The sequence below is a fragment of the Amycolatopsis thermoflava N1165 genome (assembly GCF_000473265.1).
Lineage (GTDB): Bacteria > Actinomycetota > Actinomycetes > Mycobacteriales > Pseudonocardiaceae > Amycolatopsis_E > Amycolatopsis_E thermoflava.
In genome coordinates this window covers 3,997,577-4,019,439 of record NZ_KI421511.1, presented here as the reverse complement: position 1 = coordinate 4,019,439, position 21,863 = coordinate 3,997,577, and the positions used below count along the sequence as shown (strand labels likewise).

At 71.3% G+C, this 21,863-nt stretch carries 26 protein-coding genes; 16 read left to right on the top strand and 10 right to left on the bottom strand.

Going from position 1 to position 21,863, the window contains the following annotated elements:
* Positions 1 to 38: 38 nt before the first annotated feature.
* Positions 39 to 596: a ribosome recycling factor gene (frr, locus tag AMYTH_RS0119805; RefSeq protein ID WP_017987595.1), complete on the top strand. Its 558-nt coding sequence runs from the start codon at positions 39 to 41 to the stop codon at positions 594 to 596.
* Positions 597 to 1,478: a phosphatidate cytidylyltransferase gene (locus tag AMYTH_RS0119800; RefSeq protein ID WP_027931781.1), complete on the top strand. Its 882-nt coding sequence runs from the start codon at positions 597 to 599 to the stop codon at positions 1,476 to 1,478. It begins immediately after the preceding gene.
* A gap of 6 nt (positions 1,479 to 1,484) precedes the next feature.
* On the opposite strand, the gene AMYTH_RS0119795 is transcribed toward AMYTH_RS0119800, so the two are convergent.
* Together AMYTH_RS0119795 and AMYTH_RS0119790 are read right to left on the bottom strand one after the other, a co-directional pair.
* Complete coding sequence (locus AMYTH_RS0119795) at positions 1,485 to 2,006, bottom strand: GNAT family N-acetyltransferase (RefSeq protein ID WP_027931780.1); 522 nt, start codon at positions 2,004 to 2,006, stop codon at positions 1,485 to 1,487.
* A 36-nt stretch (positions 2,007 to 2,042) separates the two neighbouring features.
* The gene (locus AMYTH_RS0119790) at positions 2,043 to 2,885 is read right to left on the bottom strand and encodes a VOC family protein (RefSeq protein WP_027931779.1); all 843 of its coding nucleotides are present in this window, start codon (positions 2,883 to 2,885) and stop codon (positions 2,043 to 2,045) included.
* Positions 2,886 to 2,969: 84 nt separating this feature from the next.
* Between AMYTH_RS0119790 and AMYTH_RS0119785 the strand changes: the two genes are divergently transcribed.
* Positions 2,970 to 3,800, top strand: coding sequence for a class I SAM-dependent methyltransferase (locus AMYTH_RS0119785; protein ID WP_027931778.1), 831 nt, complete (start codon positions 2,970 to 2,972; stop codon positions 3,798 to 3,800).
* Here the strand turns inward: AMYTH_RS0119785 and AMYTH_RS0119780 are convergent.
* Complete coding sequence (locus tag AMYTH_RS0119780; protein WP_027931777.1) at positions 3,749 to 4,366, bottom strand: PadR family transcriptional regulator; 618 nt, start codon at positions 4,364 to 4,366, stop codon at positions 3,749 to 3,751. The two genes, AMYTH_RS0119785 and AMYTH_RS0119780, sit on opposite strands and share 52 nt — an antisense overlap.
* Before the next feature lie 212 nt (positions 4,367 to 4,578).
* The gene (locus AMYTH_RS48930) at positions 4,579 to 4,821 is read right to left on the bottom strand and encodes a hypothetical protein (RefSeq protein ID WP_157360631.1); all 243 of its coding nucleotides are present in this window, start codon (positions 4,819 to 4,821) and stop codon (positions 4,579 to 4,581) included.
* Between AMYTH_RS48930 and rlmN the strand changes: the two genes are divergently transcribed.
* Positions 4,812 to 5,918, top strand: coding sequence for a 23S rRNA (adenine(2503)-C(2))-methyltransferase RlmN (rlmN, locus tag AMYTH_RS0119775; RefSeq protein ID WP_027931776.1), 1,107 nt, complete (start codon positions 4,812 to 4,814; stop codon positions 5,916 to 5,918). The two genes, AMYTH_RS48930 and rlmN, sit on opposite strands and share 10 nt — an antisense overlap.
* Positions 5,919 to 6,000: 82 nt before the next feature.
* Here the strand turns inward: rlmN and AMYTH_RS0119770 are convergent, their stop codons facing one another.
* Complete coding sequence (locus tag AMYTH_RS0119770) at positions 6,001 to 6,276, bottom strand: DUF2631 domain-containing protein (protein ID WP_037322613.1); 276 nt, start codon at positions 6,274 to 6,276, stop codon at positions 6,001 to 6,003.
* A 98-nt stretch (positions 6,277 to 6,374) separates the two neighbouring features.
* Here AMYTH_RS0119770 and dxr point away from each other — a divergent pair, with 98 nt between their 5' ends.
* The 8 genes from dxr to map all read left to right on the top strand — a co-directional run bounded on the left by dxr (position 6,375) and on the right by map (position 13,592).
* Positions 6,375 to 7,580, top strand: a complete 1,206-nt coding sequence (gene dxr, locus AMYTH_RS0119765; RefSeq protein ID WP_027931774.1) for a 1-deoxy-D-xylulose-5-phosphate reductoisomerase — start codon at positions 6,375 to 6,377, stop codon at positions 7,578 to 7,580.
* 3 nt (positions 7,581 to 7,583) lie between these two features.
* Complete coding sequence (locus AMYTH_RS0119760) at positions 7,584 to 8,807, top strand: M50 family metallopeptidase (RefSeq protein WP_027931773.1); 1,224 nt, start codon at positions 7,584 to 7,586, stop codon at positions 8,805 to 8,807.
* 126 nt (positions 8,808 to 8,933) lie between these two features.
* Complete coding sequence (gene ispG, locus AMYTH_RS0119755; protein WP_026153926.1) at positions 8,934 to 10,085, top strand: flavodoxin-dependent (E)-4-hydroxy-3-methylbut-2-enyl-diphosphate synthase; 1,152 nt, start codon at positions 8,934 to 8,936, stop codon at positions 10,083 to 10,085.
* Positions 10,086 to 10,124: 39 nt separating this feature from the next.
* Positions 10,125 to 10,562 carry a Uma2 family endonuclease gene (locus AMYTH_RS0119750; protein WP_027931772.1) on the top strand — a complete coding sequence of 146 codons (438 nt, stop codon included), beginning with the start codon at positions 10,125 to 10,127 and terminating at the stop codon, positions 10,560 to 10,562.
* 4 nt (positions 10,563 to 10,566) lie between these two features.
* Entirely contained in the window at positions 10,567 to 11,394 is an 828-nt protein-coding gene (locus tag AMYTH_RS0119745) for a helix-turn-helix domain-containing protein (RefSeq protein WP_027931771.1), read from the top strand.
* Entirely contained in the window at positions 11,391 to 11,786 is a 396-nt protein-coding gene (locus AMYTH_RS0119740) for a VOC family protein (RefSeq protein ID WP_027931770.1), read from the top strand. The genes AMYTH_RS0119745 and AMYTH_RS0119740 overlap by 4 nt, the downstream gene beginning before the upstream one ends.
* Positions 11,787 to 11,834: 48 nt before the next feature.
* Positions 11,835 to 12,689, top strand: coding sequence for a GNAT family N-acetyltransferase (locus tag AMYTH_RS0119735; RefSeq protein ID WP_027931769.1), 855 nt, complete (start codon positions 11,835 to 11,837; stop codon positions 12,687 to 12,689).
* 45 nt (positions 12,690 to 12,734) lie between these two features.
* Positions 12,735 to 13,592, top strand: a complete 858-nt coding sequence (gene map / locus AMYTH_RS0119730) for a type I methionyl aminopeptidase (RefSeq protein WP_027931768.1) — start codon at positions 12,735 to 12,737, stop codon at positions 13,590 to 13,592.
* Here the strand turns inward: map and AMYTH_RS0119725 are convergent.
* Positions 13,579 to 14,247, bottom strand: coding sequence for a FadR/GntR family transcriptional regulator (locus AMYTH_RS0119725; RefSeq protein ID WP_027931767.1), 669 nt, complete (start codon positions 14,245 to 14,247; stop codon positions 13,579 to 13,581). The two genes, map and AMYTH_RS0119725, sit on opposite strands and share 14 nt — an antisense overlap.
* Positions 14,248 to 14,295: 48 nt before the next feature.
* On the opposite strand from AMYTH_RS0119725, the gene AMYTH_RS0119720 reads away from it, so the two are divergent.
* Positions 14,296 to 15,510: a CynX/NimT family MFS transporter gene (locus AMYTH_RS0119720; protein ID WP_027931766.1), complete on the top strand. Its 1,215-nt coding sequence runs from the start codon at positions 14,296 to 14,298 to the stop codon at positions 15,508 to 15,510.
* A 42-nt stretch (positions 15,511 to 15,552) separates the two neighbouring features.
* On the opposite strand, the gene AMYTH_RS0119715 is transcribed toward AMYTH_RS0119720, so the two are convergent.
* Positions 15,553 to 16,944 carry a mycothione reductase gene (locus tag AMYTH_RS0119715; protein ID WP_027931765.1) on the bottom strand — a complete coding sequence of 464 codons (1,392 nt, stop codon included), beginning with the start codon at positions 16,942 to 16,944 and terminating at the stop codon, positions 15,553 to 15,555.
* Between the two features lie 64 nt (positions 16,945 to 17,008).
* Positions 17,009 to 17,836, bottom strand: coding sequence for a M15 family metallopeptidase (locus tag AMYTH_RS0119710; protein WP_027931764.1), 828 nt, complete (start codon positions 17,834 to 17,836; stop codon positions 17,009 to 17,011).
* 170 nt (positions 17,837 to 18,006) lie between these two features.
* Between AMYTH_RS0119710 and AMYTH_RS0119705 the strand changes: the two genes are divergently transcribed.
* Both AMYTH_RS0119705 and AMYTH_RS0119700 read left to right on the top strand, forming a co-directional pair.
* Positions 18,007 to 18,816: a serine protease gene (locus AMYTH_RS0119705; protein WP_027931763.1), complete on the top strand. Its 810-nt coding sequence runs from the start codon at positions 18,007 to 18,009 to the stop codon at positions 18,814 to 18,816.
* A gap of 10 nt (positions 18,817 to 18,826) precedes the next feature.
* Positions 18,827 to 19,273, top strand: coding sequence for a GNAT family N-acetyltransferase (locus AMYTH_RS0119700; protein WP_020418188.1), 447 nt, complete (start codon positions 18,827 to 18,829; stop codon positions 19,271 to 19,273).
* Here AMYTH_RS0119700 and AMYTH_RS0119695 read toward each other — a convergent pair.
* Complete coding sequence (locus AMYTH_RS0119695; RefSeq protein WP_027931762.1) at positions 19,239 to 20,414, bottom strand: 8-amino-7-oxononanoate synthase; 1,176 nt, start codon at positions 20,412 to 20,414, stop codon at positions 19,239 to 19,241. The two genes, AMYTH_RS0119700 and AMYTH_RS0119695, sit on opposite strands and share 35 nt — an antisense overlap.
* Before the next feature lie 45 nt (positions 20,415 to 20,459).
* On the opposite strand from AMYTH_RS0119695, the gene AMYTH_RS0119690 reads away from it, so the two are divergent.
* A complete protein-coding gene (locus AMYTH_RS0119690) occupies positions 20,460 to 21,179 on the top strand; it encodes a PIG-L deacetylase family protein (RefSeq protein WP_027931761.1) in 720 nt (239 codons plus the stop codon).
* Here AMYTH_RS0119690 and AMYTH_RS0119685 read toward each other — a convergent pair.
* Entirely contained in the window at positions 21,176 to 21,769 is a 594-nt protein-coding gene (locus tag AMYTH_RS0119685) for a dihydrofolate reductase family protein (RefSeq protein ID WP_027931760.1), read from the bottom strand. The two genes, AMYTH_RS0119690 and AMYTH_RS0119685, sit on opposite strands and share 4 nt — an antisense overlap.
* Positions 21,770 to 21,863 lie beyond the last annotated feature (94 nt).

The window sequence follows — 21,863 nt, the reverse complement described above, 5'->3', positions numbered from 1 at the left end:
ACGGACCGGGAACAACAGCACACACAACGGGAGTAGCCGTGATCGACGAGACCCTCCTCGACGCCGAGGAGAAGATGGAAAAAGCGGTGTCCTTCGCCAAGGAGGATCTGTCGTCGGTGCGGACCGGCCGGGCCAACCCGGGCATGTTCGCCCGCATCATGGTGGAGGCGTACGGGTCGACGATGCCGCTGAACCAGGTGGCCGGCGTCAACATCCCCGAGGCCCGCATGGTGATCGTCAAGCCCTACGACCAGGGGCAGCTCGGCGCCATCGAGAAGGCCATCCGCGAGTCCGACCTGGGCGTCAACCCGTCCAACGACGGTCAGATCATCCGCATCACCATCCCGCAGCTCACCGAGGAGCGGCGCAAGGAGATGGTGAAGATGGTCAAGGCCAAGGGCGAGGACGCCAAGGTCCACATCCGCGGTGTCCGCCGCAAGTCCAAGGAAGAGCTCGACCGCATCGCCAAGGACGGCGAGGCCGGTGAGGACGAGGTCGCGCGCGCGGAGAAGGAACTGCAGCACCTGACCGACAACTACGTGGCGAAGGTCGACGAGCTCGTCAAACACAAGGAAGCCGAGCTGCTCGAGGTCTGAATGCCACAGGTGAGCGAAGAACGCGAGAAGGCCCCGGTGGCTTCTCCCGAGCCGGCTGAACCGGCCAAGAAAACGTCGCGGGCCGGGCGGAACCTTCCCGCGGCGATCGGTGTCGGGCTGGCACTGGGTGCGGCGATCCTCGTGTCGCTGCTCACCGTGCGGTACCTGTTCATCGGGATCATCGCGGCGGCGATCGCCGTCGGCACGTACGAGTTCGCCCAGGCGCTGCGGCGCGCCGCGAACATCCGCCTCGCGCTGGTCCCGCTGCTGCTCGGCGGTCAGGCGATGCTGTGGCTGTCCTGGCCGTTCGGGTACGAGGGCGCGCTGATCGCGTTCGCCGTCACCGTGCTGGCGTGCCTGCTCTGGCGGTTGCCGGGCGGCCCGGTGGGTTACGTGCGGGACATCAGCGCGTCCGTGTTCACCGCCGCGTACCTGCCGTTGTTCGGCGCGTTCGCGGCAATGCTCGTCCCGCCGTCCGACGGTGTGGGCCGCGTGCTGGCGTTCCTGATCGGCGTCGTCGCGTCGGACACCGGCGGCTACATCGCCGGTGTCCTCAAGGGCAAGCACCCGATGGCGCCGTCGATCAGCCCGAAGAAGACGTGGGAAGGCTTCAGCGGCTCGCTCGTCGCGGGTGTCGTGGCGGGTTCGCTGACCCTGACGCTGCTGCTCGACGGGCAGGTCTGGCAGGGCGTGGTGTTCGGGGTCGCGATCGTGCTGACCGCGACCCTGGGCGACCTGGTCGAGTCGCTGATGAAGCGGGACCTCGGCATCAAGGACATGGGCACGCTGCTGCCGGGCCACGGCGGGCTGATGGACCGGCTCGACTCGCTCCTGCCCTCCGCCGTGGTGTCGTTCCTGCTGCTGTCGGCGTTCCTGAACTGACCGCCGTCAGCGGGACCACACGCCGAACCACTGCTCGGCGCCGTACTCCTCGTACCGCTCCACCTCGGTGAACCCCAGCTTCACGGCGAGGCGCAGCGCGCGCTCGTTGGCCGTCTGGGTGGAGAGCACCACTGGTTCGCCGGGATGCGCCCCGGCGAACCAGCCGAGCGCCGCCGCGCACGCCTCGGCCGCGTAGCCGGAGCCCCACGCCCGCGGCAGGAACAAGTAGCCGAGCTCGGCCTCGCCGGCCTCCGGGCGCACGTGCCCCGGACGGTCCGCGTCCCGCGGGTCGAGGGTGATCATCCCGATCATCGCGCCGTCGAGTTCGACCACGAACAGCCCGGGGCGCCGTCCGGGCACCTCGGGCACCGAGCGCTCCAGTTCGTCGCGTGGCCGAGAGCCGCCGAGGTAGGCCCCGACCTCCGGTGAGGCGAACAGCTCGATGAACGCCGCCCGATCCCGGGCCGCGGACTCGCGGAGGACCAGCCGGTCGGTCCTGATCGGGTCGGGTGGCCAGGCGTCGAACATGGCGGCGAACCTATCGCACGCCCGGGAAGCGACGGCTCAGTCGTCGTACGGGTCGTCCACCTCGGCGCGGCCCCAGCCCTCGCTCGTGCGCGAGTGGTCGATGATCGAGAACACCGCGCCCGCCGGATCGGCGAGGATCGCGATGCGGCCCCACGGCGTGTCGTAGGGCTCCACCAGCACGGTGCCGCCCAGCATCAGCGCATGCCCCGCCGTCGCGTCGGTGCCGCGCGCCGGGTCGACGCCGAAGTACACCATCCAGTGCGGTGGCGCCTGCGGCGGGTACTCCGGGCCCATCACGTACCGGTACAGCACCGGTTGATGTTCCAGCCGCCATTCCACGTAGTCGATGCCGCGGTTGTCGCCCACCTGCAGGCTCGTGTACGAGAAGAGCCGGGTGAAGAAGCCGTCCGCCGCCTCGCCGTCGCGCGTGTTCAGGTCGGCGCCGGAGAAGGTGTTCGGAAAGCCGGCCGCGAACGCCCAGTCCGCAGGCGGCTGCCACAGCACGAACGGCGCGCCGGAGGGCTCGATGCCGTGCAGGATGCAGCCGCGGTGCGGCAGCACGGTCGGTTCGAGCGTGACGACTCCGCCGAGCCGCTGCACCCAGTTCGACGCCGCGTGCGCGTTCTGCACCGAGATGTTGATCATCCAGGCGCTCGCCTGGTCCGGCGCCGCCTGGTAAAGGCCGCCGACGGGCACGCCGTCCAGCGTGCCGATCAGGTACCGGCCGGTGCGCGTCGCCGGATCGCGGCTGAGCAGGAAAGTCCAGCCGAACAGGCCTTCGTAGAACCGGTGGGACGCCGCCTCGTCGACGCTGGCGAGCTCGACCCAGCACGGCACCCCGGACGGCAGGACGGACGGGGCCGAAGATCCGAGAGACATACCGCCTCCGATCGGTGGGGAGGGCAGCAAGTCTATGCCGAACGTGAAGCGCTTTCCGGGCATCGTCTCGGATATCCTTGCGGTGTGTGGAAGATCGCCCGGCGTGGGCAGCGGACCACGTCCAGGGCGGACGTCCTGCCCAGCCCGAACATCTGGTACTACCCGGACACCTACGAGCTGGAGAACCGCGCGCAGGACGTCGAAGGCGACATCTGGCGGGTCCTGGCAGGCGAATGTCCCTGGCAGGGCAAGGACGTGCTGGACGTCGGCTGTGGGGACGGTTTTCACCTGCCCCGCTTCGCCGAGTCCGCGCGGTCGGTGATCGGCGTCGAACCACACGAACCGTTGGTGCGCCGGGCGGAAAGCCGGGTCGCCGGGCTGGCGTCGGTGCGGGTGCTGCGTGGTTCCGCGCAGTCGATCCCCGTACCCGACGGGAGTGTCGACATCGTGCACGCGCGCACCGCGTACTTCTTCGGCCCCGGCTGCGAACCGGGTCTGCGCGAGGCGGATCGCGTGCTGCGCCCGGGGGGTGCGCTGGCGATCGTCGATCTGGACGTGTCCAGTGAGCCGTACGGCCGGTGGATGCGGGCGGACCTGCCCGACTACGACCCGGCCGCGGTCGACGCGTTCTTCGACGGCCAGGGTTTCCGCTGCCATCGTGTGACGGCGAAGTGGCGGTTCGCCGACGCCGAAAGCCTCGCGGCGGTGCTGCGCATCGAGTTCAGCCCCGAGGTGGCCGACCGCGCGATCGAAGACGTCCTGCGGGACAACGGATCACGCGGCCGGCACGCGGCGGGCTTCACGGTGCCGGTGGGGTACCGCGTTCTCGTTCGCGACAAGCCCACCGGCCTCGTGCTGCCCGGTCACTCCTCGTCGTCCTCGTCGTCGGTGTCGATCTCGCCGAGCACGGCGTAGATCGACCGACGGGCCTCGTTGAGGATCTCCGCGGCGCGCCGCTTCTGACCCGGCGTCCCGGCCTGGGACACCTGGACCGCGGCGGCGGCCAGCATCGCACCCGCCTTGCGCAGGTCGACCTCGTTGGGGTCGACGTCCGAGGCGATCTGCTCCCACGGCGGCTTCCCGTCCTGGCTGGCGGCCGCCTCGCGCCCGGCGTCGGTCAGCTCGAACAGGCGTTTGCCGCTGTCCTCGCGGGCCACCACCAGGCCTTCGTCGGCCAGCAGTTGCAGGGTCGGGTAGACCGAGCCGGGGCTCGGCCGCCAGAAACCGCCGCTGCGCTCGGCGATCTCACTGATGATCTCGTAACCGTGCCTTGGCTGCTCGGCCAGCAGCGCGAGGATGGCGGCGCGTACGTCGCCCCGCCGTCCTCGCCGCCCGCGGTGCGGGCCACGGGGGCCGCGCCCCCGGAACTCGCCACGCGGACCGCCCGGGCCCCAGCCCGGGGGGAACTCTCCGAAACCACCGCGGGCGAACGGGCCGAAGGCGGGCCGTCCGTGCGGCGGGGGGAAATGTCCGTGTCTCATGTCGGTCTCCTTCCGTACTGTTCCGACATGCTCACGATATATCGGAAACAGTCGGAAGGCAAACCCGATGTCAGGTCACCGGGTTGTCGACCAGGATGACCTGCGGAGACGGGGTGGCGCAGGTGACCCGGATCGTCTGGGTGCTGCCGTTGATCCGGAAGTCCGCGGCCGACCTTCAGCGGGCCGGCCGGCCTGGATCGGGATGTCCTTGATCACGCGGGCGGGTCCGCGACGTTGAACTGCGCCGGGGTCGCGTTCGGTGCACCGATGTTCAGCGCGGAAATGGTGGCGTCGGCCTTGTCTATACCGGCGAACCCGGTCAGCGCGGTGAGCGCTTCCGGAGAGGTGATGCTGCTCGATTTGTGCCGCGCATTCGGGGTTTTCCACCCGGTTCGCGCACCCCGGCGCGGGTTCCCCCAGTGCTGGCGTGGGACAATGTGTGGTTGTGTCGACATTGCCGCTGCTCTTCGAGGCTCCCCGGCGCGGGATGCCGCCTCGCCACCTCGCCGACCTGACCGCCGCCGAACGCGCGGCGGCCGTCAGCGACCTCGGCGAGAAGCCGTTCCGCGCCAAGCAGCTGTCGAACCACTACTTCGCCCGCCTGACCGCCGACCCCGCCGCGATGACCGACATCCCGGCCGCGTCGCGGGAACGGCTGGTGTCCGAACTCATGCCGCCGCTGCTGACCGAGGTGCGCGCGGTGGCCTGCGACGACGGCGCGACGCGCAAGACGTTGTGGCGTGCGCACGACGGCACGCTGCTGGAGAGCGTCCTCATGCGCTATCCGGACCGGGCGACGCTGTGCATCTCCAGCCAGGCCGGCTGCGGCATGGCGTGCCCGTTCTGCGCGACCGGCCAGGCAGGGCTCACCCGCAACCTGTCCACCGCGGAGATCGTCGACCAGGTGCGCTCGGCCGCGGCGGTCATGCGGGACGGCCTGATGCCGGGCGGTCCCGGGCGGCTGTCGAACATCGTGTTCATGGGCATGGGCGAGCCGCTGGCGAACTACAAGCGGGTGCTGGCCGCGGTGCGCCGGATCACCGACCCGGCGCCGAACGGGCTGGGCATCTCGCAGCGATCGGTCACCGTCTCGACGGTCGGGCTGGCCCCGGCGATCCGGCGGCTGGCGGACGAGAAGATGCAGGTCCGGCTGGCGGTGTCGCTGCACACCCCGGACGACGAGCTGCGCGACACGCTGGTGCCGGTCAACAACCGCTGGCCGGTGGACGAGGTGCTGGAGGCGGCGCGGTACTACGCCGACTCGACGGGCCGCCGCGTGTCGATCGAGTACGCGCTGATCCGGGACGTGAACGACCAGCCGTGGCGGGCGGACCTGCTCGCGAAGCGGCTGCGCAAGCACCTGGGCCGGCTGGTGCACGTGAACCTGATCCCGCTCAACCCGACGCCCGGCTCGAAGTGGGACGCCTCGCCGAAGCCGGTGGAGCGCGAGTTCGTGCGGCGCGTCAACGAGGGCGGCGTGGCGTGCACCGTGCGGGACACCCGGGGGCAGGAGATCGCCGCCGCGTGCGGGCAGCTGGCCGCCGAGGGCTGATCGCCCGCAGGTCCGGGTCCCGGGCGCCGAAGACGATGAAGCCCCTCACGACGAGGTCGTGAGGGGCTTTCCGGAAGAGCCGTCAGCGGCGCCAGGCCGTGCGCTTCTTCTTGATGTCCACCAGCAGTCCGATCACGATGCCGGCCGCGATGGCGATCAGCCACACGTTCTCGGTGTTGTTCTCGTGGTTGTTGTAGATCATCGCCAGCAGCGCGACGACCGTGATCCAGCCCGCGATGCGCGCGCCCTTCGGGAACCCGCCGTGCCAGCCCCACTCGGCCGACGGCTCGTCCCGCGGGTCCACCTTCGCCGGAGCGGCCTGCTGCCGCTTCTCGACCGCCTTGCTCGCCACGATCACTCCTCCAGGCCCTGCACGAACGTCCAACCGGATGATTCCACACCGCGACCCGCCCCGCGCCGATGACCCGCTCGGACGGGTTCGCGACAATGACCCCGATGAACGCACCCCGCACCGTGCTCGTGCTCGGCTCGACCGGCTCGATCGGCACCCAGGCCCTCGACGTCGCGGCCCGCAACCAGCACCTCTTCCGCATCTCGGGCCTCGCCGCGGGCGGGTCCGACCCGGCGCTGCTGGCGGCGCAGGCGCTGGCCCACGAAGTGGACGCCGTGGCCGTGACGAAGCCCACGGTCGTCGAGGACCTGCAGCTCGCGCTGTACGCCGAGGCCCAGAAGCGCGGCTACTCGCGGGGCGAGTTCAAGATGCCGCGCATTTTCGCCGGCCGCGACGCCGTCGTCCAGCTGATCGGCGCGGTCGGGGTCGACGTCGTGCTCAACGGCCTGCCCGGCTCCCAGGGCCTCGAACCGACGCTCAAGGCCCTCGAAACCGGCGCGACCCTCGCCCTGGCGAACAAGGAGTCGCTGATCGCTGGCGGGCCGCTCGTGCTCAAGCAGGCCAAGCCCGGCCAGCTGGTCCCGGTCGACTCCGAGCACTCCGCGATGGCGCAGGCCCTGCGCGGCGGCCGCGCCGAGGAGGTCGATCGGTTCGTGCTGACCGCCTCCGGCGGGCCGTTCCGCGGCCGCAAGCGGGCCGACCTGGCGAACGTCACGGTCGAGGATGCGCTGGCCCACCCCACCTGGGCGATGGGCCGCCTGGTCACCATCAACTCGGCCACCCTGGTCAACAAGGGCCTGGAGCTGATCGAGGCGAGCCTGCTCTTCGGCGTCCCGTGCGACAAGATCGACGTGGTCGTCCACCCGCAGTCGATCGTGCACTCGATGATCACCTTCACCGACGGCTCGACGCTGGCCCAGGCCAGCCCGCCGGACATGCGCCTGCCCATCGCGCTGGCGCTGAACTGGCCGGACCGGGTGCCCGGCGCGGCCCCGGCCTGCCGCTGGGACCAGGCCGCGCAGTGGACGTTCGAGCCGCTGGACAACGAGGCTTTCCCGGCCGTCGAGCTGGCCCGCCACGTCGGGACCGTCGGCGGCTGCCTGCCCGCGGTCTACAACGCGGCCAACGAGGTGTGCGTCGAGGCGTTCCTGACGCAGAACGCGGGCTTCACGGCGATTGTGGACACTGTTACCGAGGTGGTGGAGGCCGCCGACGAGTGGCGTCGCGAGCCGGGCGACGTCGCGGAGGTACTGGCGGCCGAGGAGTGGGCGCGAGCCCGGGCCGCCGAAATCATGACCGGAGGGAAGTAGCGGGTGGCCTACGTTTTCGGAGTCGTGCTGTTCGCGCTGGGCATCTGCGTGTCCGTCGCACTGCACGAGGCGGGTCACATGCTGACCGCCAAGGCGTTCGGCATGAAGGTCCGCCGCTACTTCGTCGGGTTCGGCCCGAAGGTGTTCTCCTTCCGCCGCGGCGAGACGGAGTACGGCCTGAAGTGGATCCCGCTCGGCGGGTTCTGCGACATCGCCGGCATGACCGCGCTGGACGAGGTGACGCCGGACGAGGCGCCGCGGGCAATGTGGCGCTTCAAGACCTGGAAGCGCACCGTCGTGATGGCCGCCGGGTCGGTCACGCACTTCATCCTCGGCTTCGTCGTCCTGTACCTGATGGCCGCCACGATGGGCCTGCCCAACGCGGTCGTCGGCAAGCCGCAGATCTCGTCCGTCTCCGAGTGCGTGCGCAGCGCGACCACCGACGAGGAGTACGCGAACCCGGTGTGCCGGCCGGGCGACGCCGCGCCGGCCAAGAACGGCGGCATCCAGCCCGGCGACGAGATCGTCTCGGTCAACGGCCAGCGCACCGAGACCTACGCCGACGTCACGGCCCTGATCCAGAACCTGTCCGGTCCCACCCGCTTCGAGGTCGACCGGAACGGCCAGATCGTGCCGCTGACCGTCGACGTCGTGCGCGTCGACCGCCCGGTCACCGACCCGGCCAACCCCAGCGGCCCGGAGAAGATCGTCACCGTCGGCTCGATCGGCGTGACCTTCCCGCGCACGCTGGAGTACAACGCGATCACCGCGATCGGCGGTGCGGCGTCGTTCACCGGCGACATGTTCGTGCAGACCTGGCAGCGGCTGATCGAGTTCCCGGAGCGCATCCCGGCGGTGGTGTCCTCGATCTTCGGCGGCGAGCGCGACCCGAACACGCCGGTCAGCGTGGTCGGCGCCAGCCGCATCGGCGGCGAGGCCGTCGAGGCCGGGCTGTGGTCGCTGTTCCTGCTGCTGCTGGCGAGCCTGAACTTCTTCGTCGGCGTGTTCAACCTGCTGCCGCTGCTGCCGCTGGACGGCGGGCACATCGCGATCGTCTGGTACGAACGCGTCCGCGACTGGATCCGCAAGCTGCGCGGCAAGGCCGCGGGCGGCCCGGTCGACTACTCGAAGCTGTCCGCGGTCACCGTGGTGCTGGTGCTGATCGGCGGCGCCGTAACCCTGCTCACCGTCACCGCCGACATCGTCAACCCGATCAGGCTGCAGTAACGCCCGGTCTTCGCAGGTCAGGGCCCCACGCGGGGTAACTCACTCCGGCTGGTCACCACCGGGCCGGGCCCGGCCTGTGAGTAAGCTGGACACGTCAGCAGCCCGTCTCACGCCGTAGAGGATTCGATGAGCGTCGAGCTTGGTATGCCCGCCCTCCCCGCCCCCGTGCTGTCCGAGCGCCGCAGGACGCGCCAGCTCATGGTGGGCAACGTCGGCGTGGGCAGTGAACACCCGATCTCGGTGCAGTCCATGACGACCACCCTGACCGCGGACGTGAACGCGACGCTGCAGCAGATCGCGCAGCTCACCGCGGCCGGCTGCGACATCGTGCGCGTGGCCTGCCCGTCCGCGGACGACGCCGAGGCGTTGCCCGCGATCGCGAAGAAGTCGCAGATCCCGGTCATCGCGGACATCCACTTCCAGCCCAAGTACGTGTTCGCCGCGATCGAGGCCGGCTGCGCCGCGGTGCGCGTGAACCCGGGCAACATCAAGAAGTTCGACGACAAGGTCAAGGAGATCGCCCAGGCGGCGAAGGACCACGGCACGCCCATCCGGATCGGGGTCAACGCCGGTTCGCTGGACCCGCGGCTGATGAAGAAGTACGGCAAGGCGACGCCGGAGGCGCTGGCCGAGTCGGCGCTGTGGGAGGCGTCGCTGTTCGCCGAGCACGACTTCCACGACATCAAGATCTCGGTCAAGCACAACGACCCGGTGATCATGGTCCGGGCGTACGAGATCCTCGCCGAGCAGTGCGACTATCCGCTGCACCTCGGCGTCACCGAGGCCGGCCCGGCGTTCCAGGGCACGATCAAGTCGGCGGTGGCGTTCGGCGCGCTGCTGCGGCAGGGCATCGGCGACACCATCCGCGTGTCGCTGTCCGCGCCGCCGGTCGAGGAGGTCAAGGTCGGCATCCAGATCCTGCAGTCGCTGAACCTGCGGCCGCGGAAGCTGGAGATCGTGTCGTGCCCGTCGTGCGGGCGGGCGCAGGTGGACGTCTACAAGCTGGCCGACGAGGTCACCGCGGGCCTGGAGGGCATGGAGGTCCCGCTGCGCGTCGCGGTGATGGGCTGCGTGGTGAACGGCCCGGGCGAGGCGCGCGAGGCAGACCTCGGCGTGGCGAGCGGCAACGGCAAGGGCCAGATCTTCGTCAAGGGCGAGGTCATCAAGACGGTGCCGGAGCACCAGATCGTCGAGACGCTGATCGAAGAGGCGATGCGGATCGCCGAGGAGGCGGGGGACGCGGAAGGAAGCGGTTCGCCCGTCGTCACGGTGAGCTAGCCTCCTGGCAGAGGGACCCGGCAGAACGGGAGTGGGTCGATGAGCACCGCGTTCGCACGTCCCGAGACGGCCTGGAACCGAGCGCTGGACATCTGGCGTGAACTCCAGGTGCCGGAGGGCCGGCGCCCGGAGCTCGCCGCCGAGGGGATCCGCATGACCCCGCCACCCACCGGACAGCACAACCTGATCGCGAGCTCGGTGCACGACGCGCTCGCGTCGGCCGAGCTGGATGGTTGCGGCATCTTCCAACGGCTGGATGTCGGTATCCGCGCGACCGGGAGCATCTACGTGCCGGACCTCTGCGTGGTACCGCGGGACGCCGTCCCGGACAACTCTGATCCGGTCCCCGCCGAGCACACGGTCCTCGTCGTCGAGCCGGTCCAGGGCGGCTACAGCCGCACCGTGCGGGTCCCTTTCGGGCAGCCGGTCGAGGTCGGCGAGCCGTTCGCGGTCCGGTCGGAGACCACCGAGTTCTGAGCCCATGCCCGCCGACTGGGAGGTTCGCGCGCCGCACCCGGAGTTGCGGTCCGCGATCACGCGCTACATCGGCTACACGCAGCGCGGCGTGGCCCTCCGCACCCACCGCGGGCTGCCTTCCCGGCATGTCACGCTCGTCATCAGCCTCGCCGAGCCGATCCGCTTCACCGGCATGCCCCGCCCGGACCAGTCGCCGGGCCGCTTCACCGCCGCGGTCGGCGGCATGCACACCGCGCCCGCCCTCATCGCCCAGGACGCCTTCCAGTCGGGCATCCACGTCGAGATCGACCCGCTCGCCGTGCCCGCCCTGTTCCAGGTCTCCGCGGCCGACCTGTCCGGTTGCGTCGTCGACCTCGGCGAGCTGGGCCCGAAGCGCCTCGCCGAGCGGCTCGCGGAGGCGCCCACCTGGGACGACCGCTTCGGCATCCTCGACGACGCCTTCCGCGGCGCCCTCGCCGACCGCCGGCCCGCCCGGGAGGTCGGCTGGGCGTGGCGCCGCCTCACCGCGGCGGGCGGGCTGATCCGCGTCGAGGACCTCGCCGCCGAGGTCGGCTGGAGCCGCCGCCACTTCGCCGAACGCTTCCGCCGCGAGCTGGGCCTGCCGCCCAAGCAGGCCGCCCGCGTGCTGCGCTTCGAACGCGCCATCAGCAGGCTCCGCGAGGCGCCCACGGACCTCGCCACCCTCGCCGCCGACTGCGGCTTCTACGACCAGGCCCACCTGTCCAACGAGTGGCGCGCACTGGCCGGGTGCACGCCCCGCACCTGGATCACCGAGGAGCTCCCGTTCCTCCAAGACCAGGGCGCCGCGACGGACGCAGACTCGCAGACATGAGCGAAAACCCACCCACCGTCTGGCCCGCCTTCCGCTACGACGACGCGCGCGCCGCCCTGACGTTCCTCACCGAGGTGTTCGGCTTCCGCGAGGCGCTCGTCGTGCCGGGGGAGGACGGGCAGATCGCCCACGCCGAGCTGCGCTGGCCCGAGGGCGGCGGCGTCATGTTCGGCAGCACCAGCCACACCGACGGGGTCCACGGCGACACGAAGAACGCCGGTTCCGCGTATGTGGTCACCGACCACGTCGACGAGATCCACGACCGCGTGCGCCGGGCCGGCGCGGAGATCGTCGCGCCCCTCCACGACACCGACTACGGCTCGCACACGTTCACCGCCCGCGATCCGGAGGGCAACCTGTGGACCTTCGGGACCTACCGCGGGGCCCCTTGATCCCCCACGATTTCCCGATCCACCACTCCATCTGGCAATCTGGTGGATGTGTTGCGGCTTGCCGGTGCACGGCTGCTCAGTGATCGGGATCATCCCGTGGTCCGCGCCGTGCTCGCGGCGGACCCGGTGGCCAGTTGCATGGTCAGCGCGCGCGTCGAGGTGGCCGGTCTGGACCCCTGGCGCCTCGGCGGCGAGCTGTGGGCCGCCGACTACCGCGGCGCCCGCGGTGGCCGGCTGCCCGGTCTGTGCTTCTCCGGCCCGAACCTGATCCCGTTGCGCGGCAACGCCGCGGCCCTGCGGTCCTTCGCCGACCGGGCCCTGCGCAAGCAGCGCGTGTGCTCGTCGCTGGTCGGCCCGGCCGAGCAGGTCCTCGGGTTGTGGGACGAGCTGGCGGGGGAGTGGGGCCCGGCGCGCGAGGTCCGCGAGGACCAGCCGCTGATGGCGATGGACGCCCAGCCTGCGGTGGAGCCGGACCCGCTGGTGCGGCCGGTGCGCCCGGACGAGCTGGAGCGGTACCTGCCTGCCGCGATCTCGATGTTCATCGAGGAGGTCGGCGTCGACCCGCGCGCCGGTGACGGTGGCGTGAGCTACCGCGCCCGCGTCGCGGAACTGATCTCCAGCGGCCGCGCCTTCGCCCGGTTCGAGAACGGCGAGGTCGTGTTCAAGGCCGAGATCGGCGCGATGTCCCGCAGCGTCGGCCAGATCCAGGGGGTCTGGGTGCGGCCGGACCGGCGCGGCCACGGCCTGGGCACGTCCGGCACGGCGGCCGTGGTGAGCCGGCTCGTCAACGGGCTCGGCCGCACCGCCAGCCTGTACGTGAACAGCTTCAACAGCCCCGCGCTCGCCGCGTACCGGCGCATCGGGTTCAGCCAGGTCGGCCGGTACGCGACCGTGCTGTTCTGACCGGGCTCACGGCCGCGCCGCTCGCGGGGGTCGTAGGGTGGAGTCATGTCCCTGCGTGCTCCGTTGACCCCTGGCGTCCAGACGCCGCGCCGCCCCGTGCCAGCCAGCATTCCGCGCCCCGAATACGTGGACAAGCCGGCGCCGAAGCGGGACACCGGCAACGGAGTGCGCACGCCCGAGGTCATCGAGGCCATGCGCGTGGCGGGCAAGATCGCCGCGCAGGCGCTGGAGGAGGGCGGCAAGGCCGTCAAGCCGGGCAACACCACCGACGACGTCGACAAGGTGGTGCACGAGTTCCTGCTCGACCACAACGCCTACCCGTCGACCCTCGGCTACCGCGGCTTCCCGAAGTCCTGCTGCACCTCGCTCAACGAGGTCATCTGCCACGGCATCCCGGACTCGACGGTGATCCAGGACGGCGACATCTGCAACATCGACGTCACCGCCTACATCGGCGGCGTGCACGGCGACACGAACGCCACGTTCTGCGCCGGTGACGTGTCGGAGGAGGTGCGGCTGCTGGTCGAGCGCACCCACGAGGCGACGATGCGTGCGATCAAGGCCGTGCGGCCGGGCCGCCAGCTGAACGTGATCGGCCGCGTCATCGAGTCCTACGCCAAGCGCTTCGGCTACGGCGTGGTGCGCGACTTCACCGGCCACGGCGTCGGCCCGGCCTTCCACACCGCGCCGACCGTGCTGCACTACGAGGACCCGTCGGTGACCACGGTGATCGAGGAGGGCATGACCTTCACGATCGAGCCGATGATCACCCTGGGCGCCATCGACTACGACATCTGGGACGACGACTGGACGGTCACCACCAAGGACAAGAGCTGGACGGCCCAGTTCGAGCACACCCTGGTGGTGACCGCGACCGGCGCGGAGATCCTCACGCTTCCCTGATCAAGGAGTCCAGGAAGCCCGCGGCCTCGGCCATCGCGCGCTCGGCGTCGCGCGCCGCGATGGCCTCCAGCAGGCCGCGGTGGCCGATCGCCTCCGACTCCGGCAGGCGGGTGTCCGTCGTGGCCGCGACGCTCGCGGTCACGGCCTCCAGGATCCCGCGGTAGAGCTCGGTGAGCAGGTCGTTGTGGGCGGCCCGCACGACGGCGAGGTGGAACTCGGTGTCGGCGCGCACGTACGTCTCGATCTCCTCGACGCGGTAGGCCGCGTCGCGCCGATCCAGCAGTTCGGTTATGGCGGCCAGTTCCTCGTCGGTGCGGACGGTCGCCGCCAGCCGCGCGGCCTCGACCTCCAGCGCGCGCCGCACGCCGAGCACCTCGCGCAGCTCCGAGCCGCAGAGCCGGCGGATCGCGCCAGAGACCTCACTCGTCGCGCGCACGTAGGTGCCGTCGCCCTGACGCACCTCCAGCAGCCCGCTGTGCGCGAGCGCGCGCACAGCTTCGCGAACCGTGTTGCGACCCACACCGAGGCTTTCGGCGAGCGCCGCCTCGGTGGGTATCCGTTGCCCGATCGGCCATTCGCCCTGTGCGATGGCGTCCCTGAGCTGCCCGATCACCTGGTCGACGAGACCGGTCCGGCGGGTCGTGGCGAGTGGCACGGGGATATCCCTTCACCCGATCATCCTACGTTTGTCATACTAGCCTCTGTGACGGTCAATGATGAGGCATCGGTGCAGGAGAAGACGCGGGTCCCCGCGTCCAGGGTGCTCATCGGCACCGGGCTGCTCGGCGTGGCGGTCCTGCTGGCCGCGCTGAACCTGCGGCCTGCGGTGACCAGTGTCGGCGCGGTGCTCGACGAGATGCAGGACACGCTGGGGGCCTCCGCGACGTGGGCCGGCGCGCTGACGACCATGCCCGGCCTGTGCTTCGCGCTCGCCGGCCTGACCGCTCCGCTGGTCGCCCGCCGACTGGGGATCGCGGCGGCCGTAGCGCTCGCGCTCGCGTTGCTCGCCGGCGGCCTGATGCTGCGGGTGCTCGACGGACCGCTGGTGGTGCTGGGCGGGACGCTGATCGGCACCGCGGGGATCGCGCTCGCGAACGTGCTGATCCCGGTCGTGGTCAAGGAGTCCTTCGCGACGCGGATCGGCCTGATGACCGGCCTCTACACCGGCGCGCTGCAAGCAGGCGGCGCGCTTGGCTCCGCCCTGACCCCGCCGCTGGACAGCGCGTTCGGCGGGTGGCGGCCCGGGCTCGGCAGCTGGGCGGTGCTGGCCGTGGCGGCGCTCGTGCTGTGGCTGGTCGCCGCGCGCACCCGGCCCGGCGGGCCGACGTCCGCTGAGAACGCGACCGCCGCGCGGTCGCTGTTCCGCAGCCCGCTGGCCTGGGTCGTGACGATCTTCTTCGGCATGCAGGCCTGCCTGGCCTACATCGTGATGGGCTGGCTGCCGCAGGTGCTGATGGACGCTGGCGTCAATCGCGCCGACGCGGGTCTGCTGATGGGCCTGGTGTCGCTGCTCGGCCTGCCGGTGAGCCTGATCGTGCCGCCGCTGGCCGCGAAGCGGGGCAGTCAGAGTGGGTGGATCCTGCTGCTCGGCGTGTTCGGCATCGCGGGCGTGATCGGCCTGATGGTCGCGCCGGAGGCCGCGCCGCTGCTGTGGTCGATCTTCCTGGGCATCGGGATGGCCGTGTTCTCGCTCGCGCTGACCACGATCGCGCTGCGGGCCCGCACGGGCGCGGAGACGGCGAAGCTGTCCGCGATGGCGCAGGGGATCGGCTACCTGCTGGCCGCGGTGGGCCCGTTCCTGTTCGGCCTGCTGCACGACGTGACGCACGGGTGGAGCGTGCCGTTCGCGATGCTGCTGGCCGTGGTGGCAGGGCAGATGGTGTTCGGCTTCTTCGCGGGCCGGCCGCGCTACGTCTGACCTCCGGCGCACTTCCGTCGCGGAAGCGCGCCGGGCGGGCGCTCAGAGCGGCAGGTTCAGCAGCGCGTTCTCGATCAGCTCCGGCATCGCCGGGTGGATCCAGTACTGGCCGCGCGCCATGGACTTCGCGTCGAGGCCGAAGCTCATCGCCTGGATCAGCGGCTGGATCACCGTCGGCGCCTGCGGGCCGATGATGTGCGCCCCGATCAGCTGCCCGGTCGACGGGTCGGCCAGCAGCTTCGCGAAACCGCTGGTGTCCTCCATCGCCCAGCCGTACGCGATGCCCGCGTAGTCCTGTTTGGACGTCACGTACTCGACGCCCCGCTCCCGCGCCTCCTGCTCGGTCAGGCCCACCGAGGCGATCTGCGGCGACGTGAACACCGCGTGCGGCACGAACCGGTGGTCGGCCGTGATCGGCGACTCCGGGTTCAGCAGGTTGTGCTGCACGACCCGCGCCTCGTGGTTCGCCACGTGCTTCAGCTCGTACGGCGACGAGATGTCGCCCAGCGCGTAGATGCCTTCGACCGCGGTCTCCTGGTGGTCGTCGACCACCACGTGCCCCGTCTCGGTCGTCGTCACGCCGGTCGCGGCGACGTCCAGCAGGTCGGTGTTCGGACGGCGCCCGATGGCGATCAGCAGCTCGTCCGCCTCGACGGTCTCGGCGCCGGCCGGCCCCTCCAGCTCCACCGCGACACCCGTGCCCGACGGCCGCACCCGCACCGCCTTCCGGTTGAGCCGCACGTCGAACCGCTGTGCCGCCAGCTCGGTGAACCGCTCGCTGATGTCGAAGTCCTCGCTGCGCAGCAACGCGCCGGACCGGGCCACCAGCGTGACCTCGACCCCGAACGAGCGGAACACGTGCGCGAACTCCGCGGCGATGAACCCGCTGCCGATGATCACCATCCGCGCGGGCAGCGCGTCGAGCCGCATCACCGTGTCCGACGTGTGGTAACGCACGTCCTCCAGTCCCGGCAGGTCCGGCACCACCGGCCGCCCGCCCGCGGCGAGCACGAACTTGTCCGCGGTAACGACCTCGTCCGGCCGCCCGTCCGCGAACGACACCGTCAGCTCCTTGTGCCCGGTGAACCGCCCCTGGCCCTCGTACACGGTGACGCCGGCGTTGTCCTCGTGGCTCTTCCGGTACTCGCGCCCGCCCTCGGCGATCGGGTCGATGCGGCCGAAGATCCGGTCGCGCACGTCGGTCCAGCGCACCTTGTCCAGCGTCTCGTCGACGCCGAACCGGCTGGCCACCGACGGCGTCGCGGCCACGTCCGCGGCGTGCACGAACATCTTCGTCGGAATGCACCCGACGTTCAGGCACGTGCCGCCGAACACGCCCTTCTCCACGATCGCCGTCTTCCAGCCCGCGAAACGGGGGTCGAGGATCGAGTTCCCCGAGCCGGTTCCGACGATCACCAGGTCGTAGTGGGGCACGTGATTACCTCCCAAGCAGTCCGCACCGGTACAACCGGGCCGGACCCGAAATCTGTTCCCGTTCCTACCCGCCGGTCGCCGTGAAATGCATCCGGTCCACCGGCTCCCGCCACGCGCCGCCCCAGTCCCAGCCGACCGCGGCGAACGCCCGCACGGTCGCGTCGCCCACCTCCACCATCCCCGGCCGCACCCACGAGCGGTCCAGGTACGCCGAGGCGAGTTCCGGCAGCACCACGTCGCCCTTGCTGTAGGGGTTGCAGAACGGGTTCAGGTCGATCGCCAGACCGTACGCGTGCGCCGACCAGTTCGTCTGACCGCGCACCGGGCGGCACACGAAGGCGCTGGTGTTGTTGCCGTCCCCGGTCGGCGGCGCGTCGAGTTCGGCGGGCGAGGTGACCCGCATCTCCTCGATCGGGAACCGCGCCGCGAACAGCTGCCCGAACACGCGGGTCACGTCCTCCGCGACGGAGGCGCCGACGAGCATCTCGCCGGTGTGCGGCTTCCCGTCGAAGCCCCAGAACGACATCGTCAGGTACCGCAGCGCGGACGCGGCCACCGGGCACGCCTGCTGCCAGGTGCTGCGGGCCAGCACGTCGGCCGGGACCGCGCTGACCGCGGACGCGTAGCGGCCGTCCGCGGGCGGCGGGAGGAAGTCCCGCGTCGGCAGGCGGCGGTCGCGCAGGACGGCCGGGGTCGGCTGGACCTCGCCGAAGCCGTCCGGGCGGCGGGGCAGCGTCGTCGCGCCGACGGTCCACGCCGGCTCGGAGGTGGTGGTCGGCGGTGCCGTGGTCGTGGTGGTGGCCGCCGGGGGCGTCGGCGAGGGCACGGGCGGGGGTGGCGGCTCGGGTGGGGCGCCGCACGCCACGAGCCCGAGCGCCAGCAGGAGCGCCACGATTCCTCGCACGTCTCCAGCTTCGCAGAGCCGGAGTCCACCCGATCCAGTGACACCGGTTCCGGGCCCTTGTCGATTACTGTATGTGCGGCAATCTCACGCCCCGAAGTCGGTTCCGACGATCGGGTGCGGCACCGGGGGACATCGAGCTTTTTCCGAAGGGAGCGCGCATGGCTAAGCACCGCCGACGCGACCGCAAGTTCCGCCTGGCGCTGACGGCGGTCATCACCGCCGCCGCGTTCGTGCCGGTGGTGGCGGCGGCCATGCCGAGCACCGGTGCCCGCCCGAACATCGTCGGCGGCACCGAGGCGTCCACCAGCAGCTACCCGTTCGCGGTGTACCTCACCGACAAGAGCGGCAACCAGTTCTGCGGCGGCGTCATCGTCAGCGCGACGGCGGTGGCCACCGCCGCCCACTGCGCCAACGCCGTGAAGCGTGCGGACCTGCGGGTCGTCGCGGGCCGCACGGACAAGCGCACGAACGACGGCAAGACCGTGTCGGTGCGCGAGGTGTGGGTGCCCGACTCGTTCTCCGACCCCGGCAAGGGCGACGACGTCGCGGTGCTCAAGCTCGCGCAGAGCCTGCCGTACCGGCCGGTGGAGCTGCCCGGCGACGACTCGCTGTACGCCGAGGGCACCCAGGCGACGGTGCTGGGCTGGGGCCGCACCTCCGACGGCGGCCCGCGCTCGGACGTGCTGCGCAAGGCCGAGGTGCCGCTGCTCAGCGACTCCGGCTGCCGCGCCAGCTACTCGAACTACGACTCCCGGTCGATGGTGTGCGCGGGCTACCCGGACGGCAAGATCGACGCCTGCCAGGGCGACTCGGGCGGTCCGCTGGTCGTCGGCGGCACGCTCATCGGGCTCGTGTCGTGGGGCGACGGCTGCGCCCAGGCGGGCAAACCGGGTGTTTACACCCGCGTGCTCACCTACGTGAACGAGATTCGCAGCGAAGCCGAGTCGTCGCGGCTCGTGTTCTGGTAGTCAGGAGTCCGTGAACCCCGACAGAGGCGTCCGCGGACCGGACCTGACCACGCAGCAGCTGTACGACATCCTCCGGCTCCGGGTGGAGGTGTTCGTCGTGGAGCAGACCTGCCCGTACCCCGAGCTGGACGGGCGTGACCTGCTCCCGACGACCCGCCACTTCTGGATCGACGGGCCCGATGGCATCGAGTCCTACCTGCGGGTGCTCGACGACGGGGACGGCGTCCAGCGCATCGGCCGGGTCGTCACCGCGAAGCACGCCCGGGGCCGGGGCCTCGCCGCACGCCTGATGACCGCCGCGCTGATCTCGGTCGGGGACGCGGACAGCGTGCTCGACGCGCAGACCTACGCCCGCGGTTTCTACGAGAAGTTCGGGTATGTCGCGGAGGGCGACGAGTTCGACGAGGACGGCATCCCGCACATCACGATGCGGCGCCGGCTGGCGCCGATTCGCTGACCACCTTCACCGCGGTGTCCACATCGGACTCCGTCAGGTCGGCCCGGACGGTGAGGCGCAGCCGGGAAATCCCGTCCGGGACCGACGGCGGGCGGAAGCAGCCGACCCGCACACCCTGCTCGGCGCAGCGGTCCGCCCACTCGACGGCCGATTCGGCCGAGGGCGCCTGAACCGAGATGACCGCGGCCTCCGGGTTGCTCACCCGGAACCCGGCCGCGCGCAGCTGGGCGGACAGCGTGATCGCGTTGGTCAGGACCTTCTCCGGCAGGTCGGGCTCGGACTTGAGCACCCCGAGCGCGGCCAGCGCCGCGGCCGCGCTGGCCGGCGCGAGCCCGGTGTCGAAGATGAAGCTGCGGGCCGTGTCGACGAGGTGCCGGATCACCCGGCGCGGCCCGAGAACGGCGCCGCCCTGCGCGCCGAGCGCCTTGGACAGCGAGATCGTCGTGACGACGTCCGGCTCGCCCGCCAGCCCGGCGGCGTGCACCGCGCCCCGGCCGCCGTCACCGAGCACGCCGAACCCGTGCGCGTCGTCGACCAGCAGCGCCGCGCCGTGCTCGCGGCACACCTGGGACAGCTCGGGCAGCGGCGCGAGGTCGCCGTCGACGGAGAACACCGAGTCGGTGACCACCAGCGCCCGCGGCTTGCGGCGGGTCGCCAGCGCGTGCTTGATCGCCGCCGGATCGCAGTGGCTGATCGCCGCGACGTCGGTGCGGGACAGGCGGCAGCCCTCGATCAGCGACGTGTGGATGTGCTTGTCGCTGACGATCGCCGACTCCGCCCCGGACAGCGCCGTGACGGCGCCCAGGTTGGCCGTGAAGCCCGAGGAGAACACCAGCGCGGCCTGGGCGCCGCAGAAGCGCGCCAGCTCGTACTCGAGTTCGGTGTGCAACTCGGTGGAGCCGGTGTCCAGGCGGGAACCGGTGGCGCCCGCACCCCAGCGGAGCGCGGCGGCCGCGGCGGCCCCCGCGACGCGCTTGTCGCGGGCCAGGCCGAGATAGTCGTTGCCGGCGAGGTCCAGCTCCGTCGAGGAGGCTCCCCGCGGCCGCAGCCTGCGGGTCAGCCCGGCCGCCGCGCGCTTCTCGGCGGCGGCGTCGAGCCAGTCGAAAACCTGCTCTGGGGAGGAGGAAGCCGGTAGGTTCACGTCACGCAGTGTCGCACCGAGCCACAGCTGGGGAGTGGAGGGGCCATGACCGGCACGGGACCGGCGATGATGCCGGAGGACTGGAGCCGGGCGCTCGCGGTGGTCGCGCACCCGGACGACCTGGAGTACGGCGCGGCCGGGGCGATCGCCCGGTGGACCAGGCAGGGGAAGTCGGTCGTCTACGTGCTCGCCTCGCGCGGCGAGGCCGGCATCGACAGCATGCCGCCCGAGGAGGCCGGGCCGCTGCGGACGCAGGAGCAGCTCGCCGCGGCCAGGGTCGTGGGGGTCGAGGAGGTCGAGTTCCTGGACCACCCGGACGGCCTGATCGAGAACGGGATCCCGTTGCGGCGGGACATCGCGGCGGCGGTCCGGCGGCACCGCCCGGAGCTGGTGGTGACGCTCAACCACCGCGAGTCGTTTCCCGGCGGCGGATTCAACATGGCCGACCACCGCAACGTCGGCCTGGCCACGCTCGACGCGGTCCGCGACGCCGCCAATCGGTGGCTCTTCCGCGACCTCGGGCTGGAGCCGTGGAGCGGCGTGCGGTGGGTGGCGGTGGGCGGCTCGCCGGTGCAGACCCACGCCGTGGACATCACCGGCACGTTCGACCTGGCGGTCGCGTCGCTGCGCGAGCACAAGGCGTACCTGGCCGCGCTGGGCGGGGTGATGTCCGAACCGGAGCCGTTCCTGCGCCAGTTCGCCTCGGCCGCGGGCGAACTGGCCGGCGTGCCCCTGGCCTGCACCTTCGAGCTGTTCCCGATCTAGCGCCGGACCCGGTAGGTCACGTGGGTGACCAGCGAGGTGGTGCGCGAGGAGACCGGCTCCAGGTCCAGGTCGCTGAGGCCGGCGAAGAGCCGCTCGCCCTCTCCCAGCACCAGGGGGGCGATGTGCAGGCGCAGCTCGTCGATCAAGCCGGCCGCCAGGTACTGGTTCACCGTCGAGGCGCCGCCCGCCACCGACACGTTCCGGTCACCGGCCGCGGACCGCGCCTGCTTCAGCGCGGACTCGATGCCGTCGGTGACGAAGTGGAACGTCGTGCCGCCCTCCATCTCGATCGGTTCGTGCGGGAAGTGGGTCAGCACGAACACCGGCCCGTGGTACGGCGGCTCGTCGCCCCACCAGCCACGCCAGTCCTCGTCCCATTCGCCACGGACCGGGCCGAACATGTTGCGCCCCATGATGAACGCGCCCGCGTCGACGATGGCGTCGATCTCCGGCCGGTTCTCGTCCGGGGTCTCGAACATCCACCGGTGCAGCTGCTCGCCGCCCTCGCCGAGCGGGTCCTTCCGGGTCTGACGCGGCCCCGCCAGGAAACCGTCGGCCGACACGCCCAGGCTGCTGAACACCTTGCTCATGGTCGTCTCCTCTACTGGTTGTGGTTTGCAATCGGTTTTCAGGAACTGTACTGCTTCCGGAACCGGTTGTAAACTGCAATCGGAAGGAGGGTGG